Source organism: Sphingobacterium gobiense (assembly GCF_002980575.1).
Lineage (GTDB): Bacteria > Bacteroidota > Bacteroidia > Sphingobacteriales > Sphingobacteriaceae > Sphingobacterium > Sphingobacterium gobiense.
The window spans coordinates 849,444-866,966 of the sequence record NZ_PVBS01000002.1 but is presented as its reverse complement, the minus strand read 5'-3'; the positions used below and the strand labels follow the sequence as shown (position 1 = coordinate 866,966).

At 43.2% G+C, this 17,523-nt stretch carries 11 protein-coding genes; 1 reads left to right on the top strand and 10 read right to left on the bottom strand.

The genetic code is table 11. The annotated features are described in order from the left end of the window. Positions 1-109 precede the first annotated feature (109 nt). On the top strand, positions 110-1,171 hold the full coding sequence (locus C5749_RS12345) for an Mrp/NBP35 family ATP-binding protein (protein ID WP_105726456.1): 1,062 nt from the start codon (positions 110-112) through the stop codon (positions 1,169-1,171). Here C5749_RS12345 and glk read toward each other — a convergent pair. The 10 genes from glk to C5749_RS12290 form a co-directional block, all read right to left on the bottom strand. Continuing rightward, positions 1,168-2,568 carry a glucokinase gene (gene glk, locus C5749_RS12340; protein WP_245893759.1) on the bottom strand — a complete coding sequence of 467 codons (1,401 nt, stop codon included), beginning with the start codon at positions 2,566-2,568 and terminating at the stop codon, positions 1,168-1,170. The two genes, C5749_RS12345 and glk, sit on opposite strands and share 4 nt — an antisense overlap. 1,075 nt (positions 2,569-3,643) lie before the next feature. Beyond that, positions 3,644-4,975, bottom strand: a complete 1,332-nt coding sequence (locus C5749_RS12330; protein WP_105726453.1) for a DUF4302 domain-containing protein — start codon at positions 4,973-4,975, stop codon at positions 3,644-3,646. A gap of 6 nt (positions 4,976-4,981) precedes the next feature. After that, complete coding sequence (locus C5749_RS12325) at positions 4,982-5,869, bottom strand: zinc-binding metallopeptidase (RefSeq protein ID WP_105726451.1); 888 nt, start codon at positions 5,867-5,869, stop codon at positions 4,982-4,984. A 2-nt stretch (positions 5,870-5,871) separates the two neighbouring features. Further along, positions 5,872-7,461, bottom strand: coding sequence for a RagB/SusD family nutrient uptake outer membrane protein (locus tag C5749_RS12320; RefSeq protein WP_105726449.1), 1,590 nt, complete (start codon positions 7,459-7,461; stop codon positions 5,872-5,874). Between the two features lie 23 nt (positions 7,462-7,484). Next, positions 7,485-11,171: a SusC/RagA family TonB-linked outer membrane protein gene (locus tag C5749_RS12315; RefSeq protein WP_219847976.1), complete on the bottom strand. Its 3,687-nt coding sequence runs from the start codon at positions 11,169-11,171 to the stop codon at positions 7,485-7,487. Between the two features lie 127 nt (positions 11,172-11,298). Further along, positions 11,299-12,450, bottom strand: a complete 1,152-nt coding sequence (locus C5749_RS12310) for a FecR family protein (RefSeq protein WP_105726447.1) — start codon at positions 12,448-12,450, stop codon at positions 11,299-11,301. 390 nt (positions 12,451-12,840) lie between these two features. After that, positions 12,841-13,380 (bottom strand): RNA polymerase sigma-70 factor, encoded by a 540-nt coding sequence (locus C5749_RS12305; RefSeq protein ID WP_105726445.1) that lies wholly within the window; start codon positions 13,378-13,380, stop codon positions 12,841-12,843. A gap of 137 nt (positions 13,381-13,517) precedes the next feature. Further along, on the bottom strand, positions 13,518-14,168 hold the full coding sequence (locus C5749_RS12300; RefSeq protein WP_105726443.1) for a hypothetical protein: 651 nt from the start codon (positions 14,166-14,168) through the stop codon (positions 13,518-13,520). A gap of 30 nt (positions 14,169-14,198) precedes the next feature. Then, on the bottom strand, positions 14,199-15,740 hold the full coding sequence (locus tag C5749_RS12295; protein WP_105726442.1) for a right-handed parallel beta-helix repeat-containing protein: 1,542 nt from the start codon (positions 15,738-15,740) through the stop codon (positions 14,199-14,201). Positions 15,741-15,756: 16 nt separating this feature from the next. Beyond that, entirely contained in the window at positions 15,757-17,514 is a 1,758-nt protein-coding gene (locus tag C5749_RS12290) for a RagB/SusD family nutrient uptake outer membrane protein (RefSeq protein WP_105726440.1), read from the bottom strand. Between the last annotated feature and the right edge of the window lie 9 nt (positions 17,515-17,523).

Genomic DNA, 17,523 nt, shown 5'->3' with positions numbered 1-17,523 from the left:
TGGACGAAGATAATAAAATACACTTAACTTGACAATTTAGCTTAACAACAAACCTATGACAGGATTGTCTTTCGCAATGCGTAAATTTGTACGGTAACAAATCATTGTCATGATTACAAAAGAACAAGTATTACATGCGTTAAGTCACGTAGAAGAGCCAGATCTAAAAAAAGATTTAGTGACGTTGAACATGATCCAAAATATAGAGATTTTGCCGGGTAAGATTAAGTTTGACGTGGTATTGACGACCCCTGCCTGCCCTTTGAAGGGGCATATTGAACATGCCTGCCGAAATGCCATTGGTCTTTTTATAAGCAAAGAGATAGCAGTGGATATCCATATGACGTCCAAGGTAACGGGAGTAGACGCGGCTCAATTGGATGGCATTAAAAACATTATTTTGGTCTCGTCAGGCAAAGGCGGTGTGGGCAAATCAACTGTGGCAAGTAACTTGGCATTAGCCTTAGCGGAAAGCGGTGCGAAAACAGGTTTATTAGATGCTGATATTTATGGGCCTTCGCTACCGATTATGTTCGGCTTGGAAGGTACACGTCCTGAATCGATACAAATTTCCGGTAAACAAAAAATAGCACCAGTAGAAAAATTCGGGTTGAAGTTGTTGTCCATCGGCTTTTTTACCGACCCTAATCAGCCTATTCCTTGGCGTGGGCCCATGGCCACATCGGCTATCAAACAGCTCTTTGGCGATGCACATTGGGGAGAATTAGACTATCTGGTTGTTGATATGCCTCCCGGAACAGGCGATATTCACATTACCGTAGCACAGTCTTATCCTATTTCGGGTGCCGTCATTGTAACCACACCGCAACAGGTTGCTTTAGCTGATACCATGAAAGGCATGGCGATGTTCCATATGGAAGGTATCAATATTCCCATTATCGGGATTGTGGAAAACATGGCGTATTTTACGCCAGCCGAATTACCGGATAACAAGTATTATATATTTGGCAAAGATGGCGGAAAACGGCTTGCCGAAGACAACAATGTACCTTTTTTAGGAGAGATCCCGCTAGTAAAAGCTGTTGCTGATGCAGGAGACAATGGTTTCCCTATTCTGCTAGATGCGGATGAGCCTGTTGCCAATGCCTATAAAGAAATAGCTGGTCGTGCCGCACAGGAGTTGAGCATATTAGCCAATAAAGTGGGCTAAGCACCAAAAGCGCCATAATAACCGGCGCCGACTAATGCGGCCTGACTATTTAAAATAACATGGATAGGTACTTTCTCCAACAGATGTGTCATATGCGCATTTTGGATAAACTGTTCACGGAAAAGGTCGGCTTTCAGCAATGGGAATATTCTGGGTGGAATTCCACCCCCTAACCATAAACCGCCTACGGCTTTATGTTTCAGCACCAAACTAGCCGACTCACGTGCCATATAACTTACAAACAAGTCCATTGTTGAACTGCAGGTTCCGTCTAACTCCCGCATAGCGGCATGGCTTATTACAGCTGCTGGGTTATCATTGTTTTTGAAGTTTTCTTGCAGCCAGGCAGGCTCCTTGTTGCCTTTAACATCCCGGAGGAATTTATATATTCTGTATATGCCTGGGCCGGATACGACATGCTCCCAACTAATAATTTCATCTTCTTGCTGGAGATACTTCAATAATTCCACATCTAGATCCGTCCGTGGCGCAAATTCACTATGCCCGCCTTCAGTTGCAAACGGGCGATGGTATTCTCCATCCCAAAACATCCCTGCTTCACCCAATCCTGTTCCCGGTGCCAGTACCGCCATATTACCCAGGATGGTTTCTGAACCTTCAAACAAGGGCACCGTGTCCTCTGCACTTAATCCAGCTAAACCATATGCTGTAGCTTCTAAATCATTGATAATGGATACTTTTTCTATATTAAATTCGGTTTTTAAAGACGCAGCATCCAGTTCCCAGGAGAGGTTAGTTAATGTTACTTTATTTTCCAATACAGGTCCCGCCACGCCGATCGATAGGACATCAGGTCTTGCATATTTATCAGATGTAAGAAACTTTTGTAAAATTTCTTCGAATGTACCAAGTGACCGGGATCCGAACGTTTCTTCCCGTATAAGGGAAAGCGCATCTCCATTGACTTCAAAAACACCAAAACTCGTTTTGGTCCCTCCTATGTCGACAGCTAAAATTTTCTTTCCGGTTTGGGAACTGCCTTCTTTCCTTGGCAAATAAAATCTATATGACATAGCTAATACGATTGATAGGCTATAATACGAATCTTTCACGAAGTATGCAAATGCCACATCGGCGCACGGAAGTGTAGCTTCAGCGTATGGAAGTATCACGTAGTCGTGCGCCGACGTCGTTTCGGCGTATGGAAGTACGCAACTTCCGTCCTTCTTTGGCGCTCCGGCGTACGGAGAAGTCATCTCGGCATACAGCAAACTCGTCTTGGCGCATGGGGAAACGTTGTCCCCGTATGCCGAAAAAGTATCAGTATACGGGGAGATGATGTCGGCATAGGGGGAAACCGCCCCGAAGGACGGAAGTATCACCTCGGCGCGCGAAAGAATGGTTTCCCCGTATAGGAAGATTAAGCGGAAGACCATCGGTATCACTTCCCCGTAAGAGTTAGCTACATCCTCGTATCACGAAATCATTTCGTTGCCCGACGCACTGTTCAAGTCGTACGACGACATCACTTCGGCGAACGGGAAAATAGCAAACAATCGTTGCTTTGTGGCTATGTACATGTACATGTGGCTGCCCGCACGGGACAATTAGATTTTGTTCCGTGACAAAGCGGCTATGTTCGGTGCGTTGTTCATTTTGTCAGGATAGATTACGCGTATGTTCCCTGAGTATTCGGCTAAGTACTGTGCCTTTGCAATACATGCACGCAACAAGTCTATTTTGTACAGTAACATGTTGGTTATGTCACGCAACAAATACGTTATGTAACGTGACATAGCCGACAACTACATTGACTTGTTGATTATGTCACTGTACATAGACGTTAACTACATTGCAGTAGACGCTATGTACATGTACAAAACAGGAGATTCTCTAAGAAATACGCTTAATAACATTTTACATTATGATTGACTGTGGTATCCGTAATGCCATAATTGGAAATTTCAAATCCCTTAACGCGAGAACAGACGTAGGTACTTTGTGGGAGAATGCTGCATCAACACCTTAATCCCGACTCCCTGATGCCTGCTTCGGGATCGTTCCTCGCGATGACGCGTTTCCCGTTTATAGACCTTTTTGGACACTCTATTCATTATGGAAAGTCCTATTATATTATCCCCAAAATTGGTAGCCTTTAACCTATTCGATAAGATACGGCAATATAAACAGTAAAAAAATATTAAACACCACGGATAATAATACTGGAGCATATAATGAAAAATCTTTTTTTAATAGTTTCACAAATAGCATAACGACGCTGATCAACATAAAACCTATAATAGGTATGATACCAAGTTCCCACAGTACTCCCAATATTGTTACAATTAAGCTGTCCGGTGAAACCAAATACAATATTTGATTTAGAATTAAAAAAATAGCGGCTGCAATATTTAGTCCAAGCAATATTTTCATCGTAAGCGATGTTTTTATTTGTTCATTAAACATAGGAGAGTCTTGTTAACTCCCCTATGTTTTTATAACAAACACAAATTAATTATTAAATGGATCTGTGATTGCATCCAGCGTCAATTCAAACGTATTCGTTGCAATCTGTGTATCCGTTAACAAAATTGACTTAGGTCGATCTAGTGCATCCAAAGTAGTAATCACAAAAGTACGATTATTGAATGGCGTAGTAAACTGATTTAACCCTGCGTTCCAGTATGCTACTCCAAAAGTCATCCCCGTATAGGTATAGATAGATCCAGCAAGCGAGATTCTCACCTGATCTGTTGTTCCTGGAACCGGCACAAGGTTATGTGTTATCAGTCCTCCTATCGTATAATTGTTTAATAGATAAGACGTAACGCCAGAAAGGCCTGCGATTGAACCAATACTAAACTCATTCAGCTGCAAACCATTGGATTCGAGGGTCATTCTCGCATTATCCCAATAAGCTCGTCCAGTCGGACCAACTTTACTATATGCCATATACCACTCTTTACTAACAAACCACAAATTCAACGGCGTCACGTCTGGCACAATCTTAAAAGTCGTATTATCATTAGTATAATAGCCATAAGGATAAGCAGACGTAGGTTCCACGAATTTTAAGATCTTAAATGTTACGCCTTCCATTTCCTGCTCCTCATAAAAATCCAGTCCGTCCGGAACAACGCGAAAAGACATTTGCTTACCGCTAGCATCCTTCGGATTACGGAAAATGCGTATAGGAGAAGAGTAAGGTAAATCTAACATTTCCCCAGAAGCATCTTCCAATTTAAAAACACCAAACTGACTAAACCGAATAGCGGCTTCACGATATAAAGAGGCCTGTTGTTCAAATTCATTAGCACCTAAAGGAAACATGACAACTTCCGTACCGCTTTTCTTACCCTTCAGTACAACTGAATCTGGTGTCGCCGCCAATACGATAAACTCAAAATCTCCTTTCATTCCCGTATCATCGGCGCCTATACCTTCATTTGGATCCGTAAAAACGCCACCATTATCCATTCCGGGTTCTGAAAACCAGTGAATCGCTTTATTATAGCCATTAAAGGTTAATACAGGTCCCGAGTCGTGTACAACAGCGTAAGTGCTGATTTCTGGTGCTTCCACAGCATCCGACGCGACCACCACTTCAGCGTTGGATGTGAATTTGGTAAAAATGGTGTATCCCCCAAATTCTTGATTGTCGCTTGGATAAAATTTCATTACCCAACCTTCACTATTCCCCTGCAAAACCTCGTATGCGTGGGCTATCGCTTCAGTCATCTTAGAGGAGGCATTTTGATCAAAAATGGGATCCTCTTCGCGCTTACATCCTGAGAACAGTAACACAGGAAGCAAAAATGCAAATATGCTATATTTCAATTTCATAACAACCTAGTTTAAAGATAATTGATCAAAATCAGGCAAAGCCTCTTGCCTAAGCAAAATCTCATCGCGCAACACATTTAAATCGATGTTCCAAACCGTTTCGAAATAGGCTCGCACTATATCCAGTTTCTCTTCGATTATCGCCCTGCCTTCTTCACTTCCACTACTGATACGCTCCTCCCATTGTGCTGGAGTTAATGTGATGTAATAAGAATACGTTTCAACAAAGTCCTCATTAGCCTCTTTAGACGCATAGGCAGATATAAAGCCTTCTGCGGCAGCTCCTTCATCGTCATAAATATCATTCCATGAATCTCCCACATATCCCGAACCCGTGATTTCGCGGAATGAGGCTGGATAATCCTTATTCTGATGCAAAATATGTGCAAACTCGTGGTGCATCGTATGGAAATAATACCGATTCAGAAAAGCAACATTCGTACTTCTTTCTTCGGTAAGTTGGTTCAGCGCATACATGGTTATTTTAACTCCACCCTCGGCCGTGCCTAGCACCATGGTACCGTTGTTCCTGTATGCCGGGGAACCAATATAGTTAAGCAATTTCGGAAAATAGGCCCGAATAAAATCCTTGTTCCCAACGATTCTATCGTAGGGTTCAATTCCCAAATAATGCAATAATTTCGTAATGCGAACAGCACTTTCGTAATTCGCCGGACTTAAATTGTAATCATAATCCGATTCCGGCTCGACAAATTTATATACAATCGAAATATTATAATCGTCAGTAAATTGCTTTTGGATATAGCTATCCAGTTCGTTTTGTTCAATATCTAAGTCCACTAAGATACTTTCCGGGTCAAGCTTTTCCTCTGAACAAGAGAAAAGTACACCGGCGGCTAAAAAGAGGACACTTATTTTCTTAAAGAAATTCATAATTATCTTGGATTAGGGGTTAAACCTGCAGAAATAACATCAGGAGGCAACTGTAAGGCGGCTCTATTATCTCTTGCCAATAATTTTGATTCGCTCTCGACTGCGGCAACATTGTTTCCTGAAGTAATCAACCTACGCTCCACTTCAATACCGTAGCGCTTCACATCAAACCAACGAAGCCCCATGTGCATGGTTTCGATCCGACGGATAAACAACAAGGCATGAAGCATGTTTTCTTGCGTTCCTGTTTCAAAAGGAATCATCTCCGGATCCAAACGTTTTTTCGGAGTTGGGTTCCGAGCGGTAAAGTATTCCAACTTATTTGCCCATTCATTAATGCTTGCTACAGTAAAGGTGGCCGGTGGACTCGCAAGTGTATTATCGACCCAGCGTTTCATATCCACAATAGCTTCATCGTAACGGTTCAGATGAATTAGCGCTTCTGCACGCACCAACATCGTCTCTTCAGTGGTAAAAGGAGCATATACCCCCCGGCGATAGCCGGTACCTGCAGCAGGGTCCAGCATCTCGAACTGATAGGAAACACGCGGCAGCAAATGCTTATCCAAATTAGTTCCTGCATAAACAAAAACCCGGGGAACATATGCATTGGCAACGCGTTTACCATACGGTGATTCTGCCAACATTGTCTCCGTATTGCTGATTAACGCCCCGTGAGAAAAACGTGCCCCAGTGTAAAAAGCACCAAAGTATAAACCATGGTTGGTCGCTGCAGTGCCTAGCATCAAATTTGCCTTTATCGAGCTTCGGTTATAATAAATAGCCAGATCCGTCACCTCACCTACGGCATTGGCCGCAATTCCTCGATTGTCCCGTAATAAAGCCACGGGATTGTTACCAATAGCTACTGTAGCATAAGTAACCGCTTTTTCCCAATCCCGCATATACAAACAGATTCTCGCTGCCAACGCATTAGCTGCCCGAGTGTTCATATGATACTTAGGTGTGGACCCGTATGAAGAATCATCAATTAATGGTAATGCTTCTTCCAGATCTCGCAACATAAAATCATAGACTTCCTGCACAGTATTACGTTCGTATTTAGGGTCAAGTCCGTCCTCCGGCTCCAACATATAGGTCACTCCTAAATCGTTTGCTGCGTAGTCCGGATGGTAATGTTGTGCGAACAAGTTCACCAAAATAAAGTGAGCGTAAGCACGTGCCGCCAGAGCTTCGCCCCGCTGCGCATCCAAACTTGACGAATTTCCAAATTCCTCAATAGCCGCCAGGGCAGCATTAGCGCTACTAATCGCCGAATAACATGCCTCCCAAACTTGCTTTGGACTGTCGTTTGTATCCTCCGTCACATCCAGCCAGCGGAACAATTGTTCTAAATCTCGTTCGCTATACGGATTGGTAGCTCCATAATCATCAATATTGTCGGAGGAGAATTCCGCCGACACTAAATAAGCAGTCGCGGGGTATGCAGAAACTAAAATCTTATCGATCTTTTCTTCTGTATCCAATTGCGCCCGGTTGTCCGGCATCTCCTCCAAAAATTTTCCACAGGAAGAAAAGCCAAGACCACCTAAAAGGGCTACTGCTATATATATTTTATTCTTTCTTTTCATTTCACTAAAACTTAAAGTTTATACTACAATCCCAAGCGGAGGGTTAGGGTATATTGTCTCGCCATTGGCGCGGCCACACCACCGGCATTTACGAACTCTGGATCTTGTCCGTTGAGCTTCTTATCCGCATACAACAAAAGGAGATTCGTTGCGTTAAACCGCAAGCCCAATGAGTTCACCTTCCATGCACTTAACCATTCTTTCGGTAATTCGTAGGATAAAGAAACATCTTTTAAGCGGATAAAATCCCCTTTTGCCACACGTACCGATGAATAGTTGTAGGTATTGTAGGCAAATTCCAAGTTATCGCTGTATGCACGGTTCTGGCCTTTTGAAGCGATAATCGGTACATTCGTAAATACCTCATCGCCCGGAACCATCCAACGGTCTGCGAACTCCTTCGTCGACGATGTAAGATCATCGTACTCATGATCGAATACCGGATTCAAACGCACCACATTACCAAAGGAATAGGTAAAAAATACGTTCAAACCAAAATTCTTATAGTTGAACTGGTTACCCCAACCACCGGTATGAATAGGATCTGTCGGCCCCTCGTATTTTAAATAATCGATTCTATCTCGTTCCTGAAAATAAATATCGGTAATCGTTTCCTCATTATCTGGTCCTAGAAAAACAGGCAAACCTTCATTGTTCAAGCGAACAAAGGGAACTGAATGTAGGCCTCTCACCGGTCCACCTTCTAGAGCGAATCCCGTACCAGTTATGAGATCAAACACTCTGCTACGTGTATCCAATCGAGTTACTTTGGTCTTTACGTTCGAGTAAATCAAATTAGACGTCCATTTAAACGTCCCATCGCGAAAAATATTTCCGGTTAAACTTAATTCCGCGCCGTGCGATTTCATATCGGCAACATTCCCCATTTTTGAAATAATTCCTCCAAGACCTTGCGTGTTTACTACACCGATCAAGTCGAAGTTATTCCGCCTAAACCAATCGAATTCCATATTAATTCTGTTGTCTAAAAGGCCAATCGAGGCTCCGAGATTCAGCTCATGTTTCTTCTCGTAGGTCAGCTCACTGTTTGCTAAATCTAAGATCTGTAGCCCCGATTCTGTATCTCCAGCAGACGGCCGCCATGGATTATAGGACGCATACACAGCATGTGAATTAGTCACATTTGCCGGTCCCCGATCCCCCGTCAAACTGTACGAAGCTTTCAGCATAAGGTGTGATAATGTCGGCATGAGCTGTTCAAAGAATTTTTCTTCATGCATATTCCATGCTCCAGATACGTTGAAACTTGGCATCCACCGCGCTGAGGTTGCCTCTCCCAATTTATTGGCCCCTTCATAACGGAAAGTCCCGTTCAAAATATACTTGCCCGCGTACGCATAGGTTAAGTTTGTAAAAAATGCGGCTTGCTTGTAGCGCGTACTGGTTGGGTCATTGTCTTTATTCCTGTTGACATGGAAATATGGCGAGTTTTCTTCCTGTCCTCTTTTGAATACACGATAGTCTGTGAATGGACTCTCTCCCAATTCATATTGCAATCCCCACCCTCTGAACCACGTATTATTTCTGTCCGAAGCCGTAATCTCTGATCCGGCAAATGCGCTGACGGTATGGTCCTGATTAAAGGTTTTATTGAACTGTGCCGTAAAACGGAAGAGCTGCTCAAACATCGTATAATCTGTGCGGTTATAAATGCCCCCTTCTGGTAATACAGAAATAGGCAACGCATATGGATTATCCGGATCCGTATATAAGAAGGGATTTTTATCCCGTATAGTCGTATTCAAAGGGTCCAATCCCGCCCGATAAGCCATCGCCTGATTGGAAAGATCTTTCACATAATGATGCTGTGTGGTCGACTGATAACGGACCGATCCAAAAGCGCCTACTTCCAATTCGGGTATAACTTTCCATTTCAAGTCTCCTTGAAAACGCAGATCAGCTACATGAATATCCATATAGTTGTTATCCAATTCATGCAGAATATTAAACGGTGCATAATTTCGCGTGTAAAAAACCTCCGGATCAAGCGTGCGTGAGGTATTCATCGCATAAGCGTAGGGATTGATATCGAAATCACGCTTCACTTCACCGAAAACCACATCCATACTTTGTCCCAAGGTTCCCGGAGCCTGTTGCTGACGATACGATCCATTCGTAATAATATTCAGGCGCAAGTTATCTGAAATGTTGTAATTTGCGTTCAAGTTACCTGTATACCGATTAACTTTACTGCGCTTTGTCCATCCGGGGTCTACCAAGGCACTCACGGAAGAATAGTATTGCGATTTCTCGGTGCCGGACGACATACTCACAGCATGATTATGCTGTAAACTTGGTTGGAACAATTCGCTGAACCAATCAGTGTTCCGGTATTCTGCTTCGCGCAGAAACTCATTAACGTAATGTCTACTCGTAAATAGATCATTTGGGATTTCGCTGTTCTGGATTTTCCGATAAAGATCACCATACACTCCACTATTGTCGTTAGTCAATACATCCGCAAAACGGATATAACCTTTATTATACATATCTTGGTAAACAGACATCTGCTGCTGCGAATTCATAATATTAAACTCGCTATAGCGTGGTACCGCACGTGTAGTATATTCGCCGGTGTAATTTAAGGAACTACGACCAGCGGTTCCCCTTTTTGTCGTAATCACAATAACCCCCGCCATCGCACGGGCACCATATATAGAGGTAGCCGAACCATCTTTCAGAATCTGGAAAGATTCTATATCGTGCGCATTCAAGCCAGCGACGGCAGAACTAATCAACGTCAAAGCGTCACCGGAAGAAAGGGCATCTGCATTGACATCGGCTACATCTTCAATGATCACGCCATCGATTACCCATAACGGTTTTGAGGCACCGTAAATAGATGTAGCACCACGTACGCGAATTTTTGGAGCCGTACCGAATGTCCCCGTTACGTTTTGTACCGAAACCCCGGCTACGCGACCTTCCAGCCCTCGGCTCGGGTCAATCTGTCCGCCAATTTGTGCGGCTTCGCCCGAAATTTGCGATGTGGCACCGGTAAACAAACGACGATCAACCCGTTGCCCCATCCCGGTGACAACAACTTCTTCTATCGCTTGATCTTCTGCCATCAGCTGCACATTCAACGTACGCTGATTACCTACCGGAATATCTCTTGAAAGGTAACCGACATAACGGAACGTCAATACACTGCCACTGGAAACGTTGATCGAAAAGTTACCGTCTTCATCCGCGGTCGTACCTTGCGATGTACCTTTTACACCGATTGATACACCGGCTAAAGGTTCCCCATTCATAGTCGTCACACGGCCACTAATCGTATTTTGCTTACTTACGGTGCCGGTTTTCAAAACAGGAACCGTTTCGTGATAATGTATGCTAACCGTACCCGCAATAACCTTAAAAGAATAATTCGCTTCCGGCAACATCCTATGAAGCACATCTTTTACATCCGTTTCCCGTACATTAAGGTTAACACGCGATGATTTGGCTATCACATCATCATTATACAAAAATTTCAGGCTTGTCTGTCTGCTAATCTGCTGAAAAGCATCTTCCAGCTTCGCATTCTTTAGAGAAAGGGATACTTTCTGTGCAGTTCCTTCGGCATAGGCACAGGTCATGAAAACCAGCAGGAGAAAAGTTGTAATCTTCATTGTCCGGAGAATTAAGACAATAGGCGGCGTCCACGCTTCTTTTCGCCTTTTGTCAAATAAGAAGTAATTCATACATTTGAGTAATTGAGTTAATGTGTAGGTTCATTGCTTTATTTAACTTGATTTTAACAGGGGTGCTGCAACATCCCTGTTTCTCGTTAAATTCCGTTGTTTCGTTTGTTGTTGTAGTTTTATCTCATCATTGGTTTTGTTTTGTGATTAATAATTTATTCGTGTTTAGTGTAAATTTTAGATCGCTTACAAATTCGAGCATGGTCAATACTTCTGATAGGTTCACATTCCTGCCAATTTCACCGGAATAGGTATGATGTAATGGTACATCCTGTGATACAGACACGTTTACATTATACCAGCGTTTCAGTTGGTTTGCAATATTAACAATATGGTCATTTTTGAAATAGAACACATTATTTTTCCAGGCAAGATCCCTTTTTAGGTTGGTTGTCCTCACCCTTAAATCTCCATTGCTCCACTCGGCACTTTGTCCGGGCGCAATGATGACAGATTGTTTATCATTAATCACTTCCACGCTACCTTCTGCCAAAGAAGTTTTGACATTTTTCCCATAGGCCGACACATTAAAATGCGTTCCCAGCACACGAATATTCACTTCTTCTGCCTCTACAAAGAAGGGTTTTTCGGTATCTTTTGCGACTTCAAAATAAGCTTCTCCTTTTAGGTATACACGTCGCTCATCCGCTCCAAAATCTTCCGGAAATCGGAGTTCACTCGCGGCATTGACCCACACTGCTGTGCCATCCGATAAGGTTATCTTAAAGAAATTTGCCGCTGGTACGATTAACCTATGAAAAATGAGTTCGCGCCCGGCAGTTTCGTTGGAAAAACCTAGTGCATCCTCCATAATAGAGGATCCCGAAACTATATTGAGCGTATCGTCTACTTTCACCTCCTTACCATTGGCAAGAATGATTTTAGCACCTAAATTTGCTGGCTGTACGTCGTCCACATCTACATCAAGCGCAGGCGTATTGACCTGCCTCTCATTGCTAGTGTCCGTTTTAAAAAACCATAGGCATAGGCTTAAAGAGCAAACGAGCGCAATAGTCGCTGCCACACGCCAAACAAACCGATTATTTTGCTTTTTCCGTTGCTTCTGCTCCACACGGTGCCAAGCAGCGTCTTCGTTTAACGCCTCCAACCACGCTAATTGCATGTCTCCACCTTTTGCCATCAGTTCATCAAGCAACACTTTATTCTTAGGGTGGACTTTTACCCACGTATCTAATAGGTGCTGTTCATGGCTGTCGAGCGGCTCGTTTTTGAAACGCTTGGCAATGATATCGGCGATATGGTATGGGTTAGTATCCATAATTTAAGTATAAGAAACCTAAATTTGGATTTGGGGTGACAAGAAAATGAAAATTTATCTTCATTTTTTGTCTTGACACAAAAAACGAAGCAAAAAAAGTCAAGGCTGAGCACGTTTCTGTTATTTTTATTTGTTTATTCCTAAACAAAATGAAACTCTCCGCCAACCGGCGGATCAAACACATTTTGTTTTTAACGGAATAATCTTCATAAAAATGGACACAGAACCGACTAAAAGGAGCTCATGGACACTAAAACAACACGAGTCCATAAAAGTACAAGGCCATTTTATTCACGTTTTCAGTACCAATTGATTTTCGCAGAGGCACGACGTTACTAGGAAGAACGACACTTAATGGTTAAGGAAAGATAATACAATTCTTTAGAAATACTAAACCCCTATACTGTACACAACCAAAAACAGCCAGAAGTAATTGAAATTCAGTTTTTCACGCAAGACGGTGAGCCCTCGACGCTTTTGTGTTTTTATGGTATTGATACTAATCTGTAACTCTTGAGCGATCTCTTCATTGGAGTAACCGTCCACATAACTCATGGTCATGATCTTTCTGCAACCTTCTGGTAGACTTTCTAACGCAACATGTATCGCGGAAGTAAATTCTGCCCGAATAATCTGGTGTTCGTAATCTATTTCATCCCACTCGGTGAATCCCGTACGTTCCCAAAATTTTTGAACAACTTTATGGTGCCGGCTCAAGTTGTATACAGCATGTTTTATTGAAGTGTACAAAAAAGATTTTATCGTATTTTCGTCATCGGGTAATCTTGTTTTGCTATTTAGGTAGGCAACGAAAGCATCTTGCGCCAAATCTTCCGCAGTCTCTTCGTCCTGCACCATTTGCCACGCAAAATAGCATAAAGCACGATAATGCTTCTTAAAAAGGAGTCTATCTTGATCTGTAGCTTTCATCGACAAGTCGCTTACAAATGAAAAAGTTAGTAAGTTAGTTGTAATTCTAAGCTAAATATACAAAATAATTTGTTGTACGTTAATTTTTCATGAAATTTTAGTGATTTTAGTTCTTAGCGTAAAAAGGGTTGCCTTATCTAAGGCAATACAAACACTAATTCGCCTTTTTGCTTTTCTTTATAAAACACGATCGTGCACAGATTTTTACTTCTATCAATCGTGAGAATTTCCAATTTCGTCAACCCTACATCCTGCTTGCCCTCCTCATCGATTATTCGAAGGTTTGCTCTTGGCTTTACGCCGACAGCAAATTCGCCGTTCCATGACAGTACCAATTGCTTTTTTTCAATGATATTGGTTATAGCCACCTTGTTTTCCAGAATAGTTGTACTCCATCCGTTAGCCTGCTCTAGCTCAATCATACTATCCCAATAAAAACGGGGATCGTCTGCGCTGAGTACTGCTGGAATTACTTTGATATCCACCGCTGCTTTTCTTCCTGTCTCATCCATGATAAAAAGCCGTTCTTCACCATAATTTTCCGTTGCTGTAAAGGTAATCGTATTGCCGGTAATCTCTACCTCAACCAAGGAGGTTTCAGAAACTGCATAATTCCCATTCCCACTCGTAATCTCTACCGTTGATGTGTAACCTTCCAAGATTTCTATACTATTCTTGTCCAGCTCCAGCGCCTGTAAGGGTATCGCTTTTTCTTTCTTACAGGAGAATAATATGGTACCACAAAGTAACAGAAGCATAATGGAGCGTATATTTATCGTTTGTTTCATGATTATCATTTTTTAGTATATTTCTTCCCGCTACTTCACCGTTTTCAATCTGATCACATCGCCACTTGCGCTTGCCGCACGGAGATCGATTTCTCCCTCATATAATGTCAAATCGACTCGTCCTGTACTAAAAGGGATCCGTGTTCCGTTAACAAAAAAACTGTTAAAGCGACCTGCACCAGTACCGACTACGCGTGCCACATTATGTTCGATGACAATCGTCGGCTCGTCAATCCATTCGTAAGATGTGATACTCCCAAGAGGTGTGTAAAAGTAACCCATTCCTGCCGCGAAAAACGGACTCGTGGTTTTCAATTTTAGAAAATCTATATCCGGTAAACTTCCGTCTGCCTTTCTGGCCCACATCAATTGGCTTTCATCGAGACTTATAAAGTCATCTGCCGTTACTTCCATATTCACCGGTAAGAAGGAATTATTACTGATTTGAGACAGCGCTTCGTCCACATTGATGATATGCCGACCGGCTGTACGCGGGCTGTAAGATAAGTTGTGCCGGATAATGTGTCCATATCCATCCACGTCCACGGCCTCTTCTCTGGACTTCCGTGTCAGCATATTAAAATTAGAAGGATTCTTATACCCCGTGTTGTTCTCCCATAGGATGCCACCTAAATGGTGATTGGCGTACAAACCCTGGTTACGATTTTGAAAAGCAATATTATTCCGGATGATATGCATCGGGATTGCCGAAGGCGCATCGGCATTTTCGCCCATACCATAACCACCAGCCTTTATACCCGTTCCATCTCCTGCAGTTTCAAAGGTTTCGGGCTTATAGCCGTTGTAAAACGCCCAACAGTTCTCAATGGTATAGGCGGCATAAGCACTAATTAGATCGAACCCATCGTCACTGTTCCACCATGCTCGGCAACCACGGAATACATTGCCTGTGCTGGTCGTGTTGGTTGGGTGGCCTCCGAAACCGTCCACGTTCCCGCCGCGGCCACCATCGGAGATATAATCCCAGTTATTGTAGGCATCACAGTTCAAAACTAAATTATTGGAACCTCGGACCAAATAGAACCCAATCGCCATACCATCGTGCATCGCGAGGTTTTCATAAATATTGTTATTTCCGCCATCGTTCCGAAAACATTCTGATTGGGTATGCCCCACAATGGTCACCTGCGTACCGATAACTTCGAAGTTCTTGAAGTGCAGGTTGGATCCACTGACGTAAAAGACAATCACCCGACGGTCGGCAGGTTTCACGTCCGATAAATCGAATATAGGGCGCTCGCCTTCGTAACCATAATAATGTATGCGTTGGTTTTCGCTCGCACCACTTTTACTCATATCGAAGACATGTGCCCATACACCATTGGTGGGGGTCATAATCTGCTCGGGATTAATTTTATAGGTTCCGCCACGGAAGTATACCGTATCGCCAGGCTGCACCAGTTCTTGCGCCTTGTTCAGCGTCGCAAAAGGATCGGTTATTGAACCCGCGTTGTTATCATCCCCATCTACAGCGATGTAATACGTATTTGCCGACAAGGAAAAACTTATCACGCACAACAAGATTAAAATAGAAAGAATGTGTTTCTTCATGGTCTATGATTTAAAATTAGTCTGCTACATCCCACGTAAACGGCAAATACCAATTCTCGCGGCTCATCAGTTTGCTGCGGACAGCGTCTGCCTGTGGATTGCCTTCCTTGCTTAATTTTTCGTAAATTTTATCGGCTAAGAAGGATGGATCGTTACGCCGCATCGCTATTCGAACCAAATCCTCCCAACGGCTTCCTTCAAACGCCATTTCCAAAGCTGCTTCTTCAATCAAGTAATTTTCGACCTGGGTCAGGCTGTCCGTCGGGTTGATTTCCCGAAAGGTCACACGAGCCCTGCCGCGAAGACCATCGTTTCGGTGCCAAGTATCACGAAAAAAGGGATTATTTCCCATTCTAGCTTCAAAATCGTAGGGAAACGGTAAATGTGTTTGTTGTATATCTGTTTTATCTGTCTGATCGGGAACATCATATATCCGGCCAACACCGTTATTCAACAATCCAACCGCCAATCTATGATGCCCGTCTCGGTTAGCCGCCTCGGCAAAGCGCAGATGCAGTTTCGCTGCCCGATAGAGGTGCCATTTGCCATTACGTTGAAATTTATCAATCGGCAACATTGTCTCGATGTCCGAAAATTCATCGGTATACTTCGTAACGACTCCCTCCTGTCCGATCATCGACACGGATAAATCCCGCCGTGCGTCATAAGGCACCCCATTCCGCTGCGTCTGACTATTCCATAAATCAAATGATTCTAAGCTTGGTTTTAATAGGTGATCTCCTCCATTGGCAGCAAATAGACTAATGAATGGGTTCTGCGGGCTAAAGTTGCTGTTGAACGGCAATGCCCAAACCCATTCCGTGTTCCATAAGCCATCCTGCGTTCGCGAAAACATGGAGCGCCAACCCTGTGTTTTGCTATTGATCAAGGTGCGTACATCCTGCTCCCGATCACGTAGATAACCTACCGCGATATCATTATTGGAGGTAATTTCGGCCCATTTAATCTTGTATATGTCATAACGAAAGTTATCGTTCCCCAAGTTGTCATAGCTGGTCATGACCAGCTTGTAGTATTCCGCTGCTTTTTGATAATCGTTGTTCCACAAATGCAGGTCACCCAATAGCGCCTGTTTATTGATATAAAAACGTTCCATCACGTAGCCATCTACCGCATACATCAGCGATTCCGTACTGGCATAAAGCAGCTTATAGGGAATGGCCTCCATATCGGTGATGAGTTGTGAAAGCAACTGTTCAAATTCCAACAACGGATATTTGCTCCTGTCCAGCACCGCATCGGTATCATCCAACGGATCAGTTACATAAGGCACCCTCCCAAAATGTATCCCTAATTGCAGGTATACCCAAGTCCGCACAGCCATGATATCCGAATAGCGTTGGTTATACTCCTCCGGAGTAAACTTATTCTCCTCCCGCATGATCTGAAAATTGGCCAGCACGTCATTGCAGTTGAGGATAACCTCATAAAACTTGCGCGGATTAACATACGGATTATCGGCGCTAATGGCTCCCACATCGTTCGTGCTAATTTCCTGCAAATAGGGGTTTGCCCGGTTAGTCACCGTGAGTAGGTCGGCACGCAGTTCGTTCCATAAAACATGCTGCTCAGCTAACGATAGCAACTTCCCGTAGACCCCAATAACGGCAGCATCTGCGTCGTATATATTTCGGTACATCTGTTCTTTTACCAGCACCTCTTCCGGTTCTACGTCCAAGAACTTGCTGCAGGAAGAGCCTACGAAGCAAATCAATGCAACTGAAAGACCATATATAAAGTTCTTCTTCATCATCTTTATTTT

Coding starts and splice junctions, on each gene's coding strand:
- C5749_RS12345 (WP_105726456.1), top strand. CDS start 110: ATGATTACAAAAGAACAAGTATTACATGCGTTAAGTCACGTAGAAGAG.
- C5749_RS12325 (WP_105726451.1), bottom strand. CDS start 5,869: ATGAATTTCTTTAAGAAAATAAGTGTCCTCTTTTTAGCCGCCGGTGTA.
- C5749_RS12310 (WP_105726447.1), bottom strand. CDS start 12,450: ATGGATACTAACCCATACCATATCGCCGATATCATTGCCAAGCGTTTC.
- C5749_RS12290 (WP_105726440.1), bottom strand. CDS start 17,514: ATGATGAAGAAGAACTTTATATATGGTCTTTCAGTTGCATTGATTTGC.
- C5749_RS12320 (WP_105726449.1), bottom strand. CDS start 7,461: ATGAAAAGAAAGAATAAAATATATATAGCAGTAGCCCTTTTAGGTGGT.
- C5749_RS12295 (WP_105726442.1), bottom strand. CDS start 15,740: ATGAAGAAACACATTCTTTCTATTTTAATCTTGTTGTGCGTGATAAGT.
- C5749_RS12330 (WP_105726453.1), bottom strand. CDS start 4,975: ATGAAATTGAAATATAGCATATTTGCATTTTTGCTTCCTGTGTTACTG.
- C5749_RS12315 (WP_219847976.1), bottom strand. CDS start 11,171: ATGAATTACTTCTTATTTGACAAAAGGCGAAAAGAAGCGTGGACGCCG.
- C5749_RS12305 (WP_105726445.1), bottom strand. CDS start 13,380: ATGAAAGCTACAGATCAAGATAGACTCCTTTTTAAGAAGCATTATCGT.
- C5749_RS12300 (WP_105726443.1), bottom strand. CDS start 14,168: ATGAAACAAACGATAAATATACGCTCCATTATGCTTCTGTTACTTTGT.
- glk (WP_245893759.1), bottom strand. CDS start 2,568: ATGGTCTTCCGCTTAATCTTCCTATACGGGGAAACCATTCTTTCGCGC.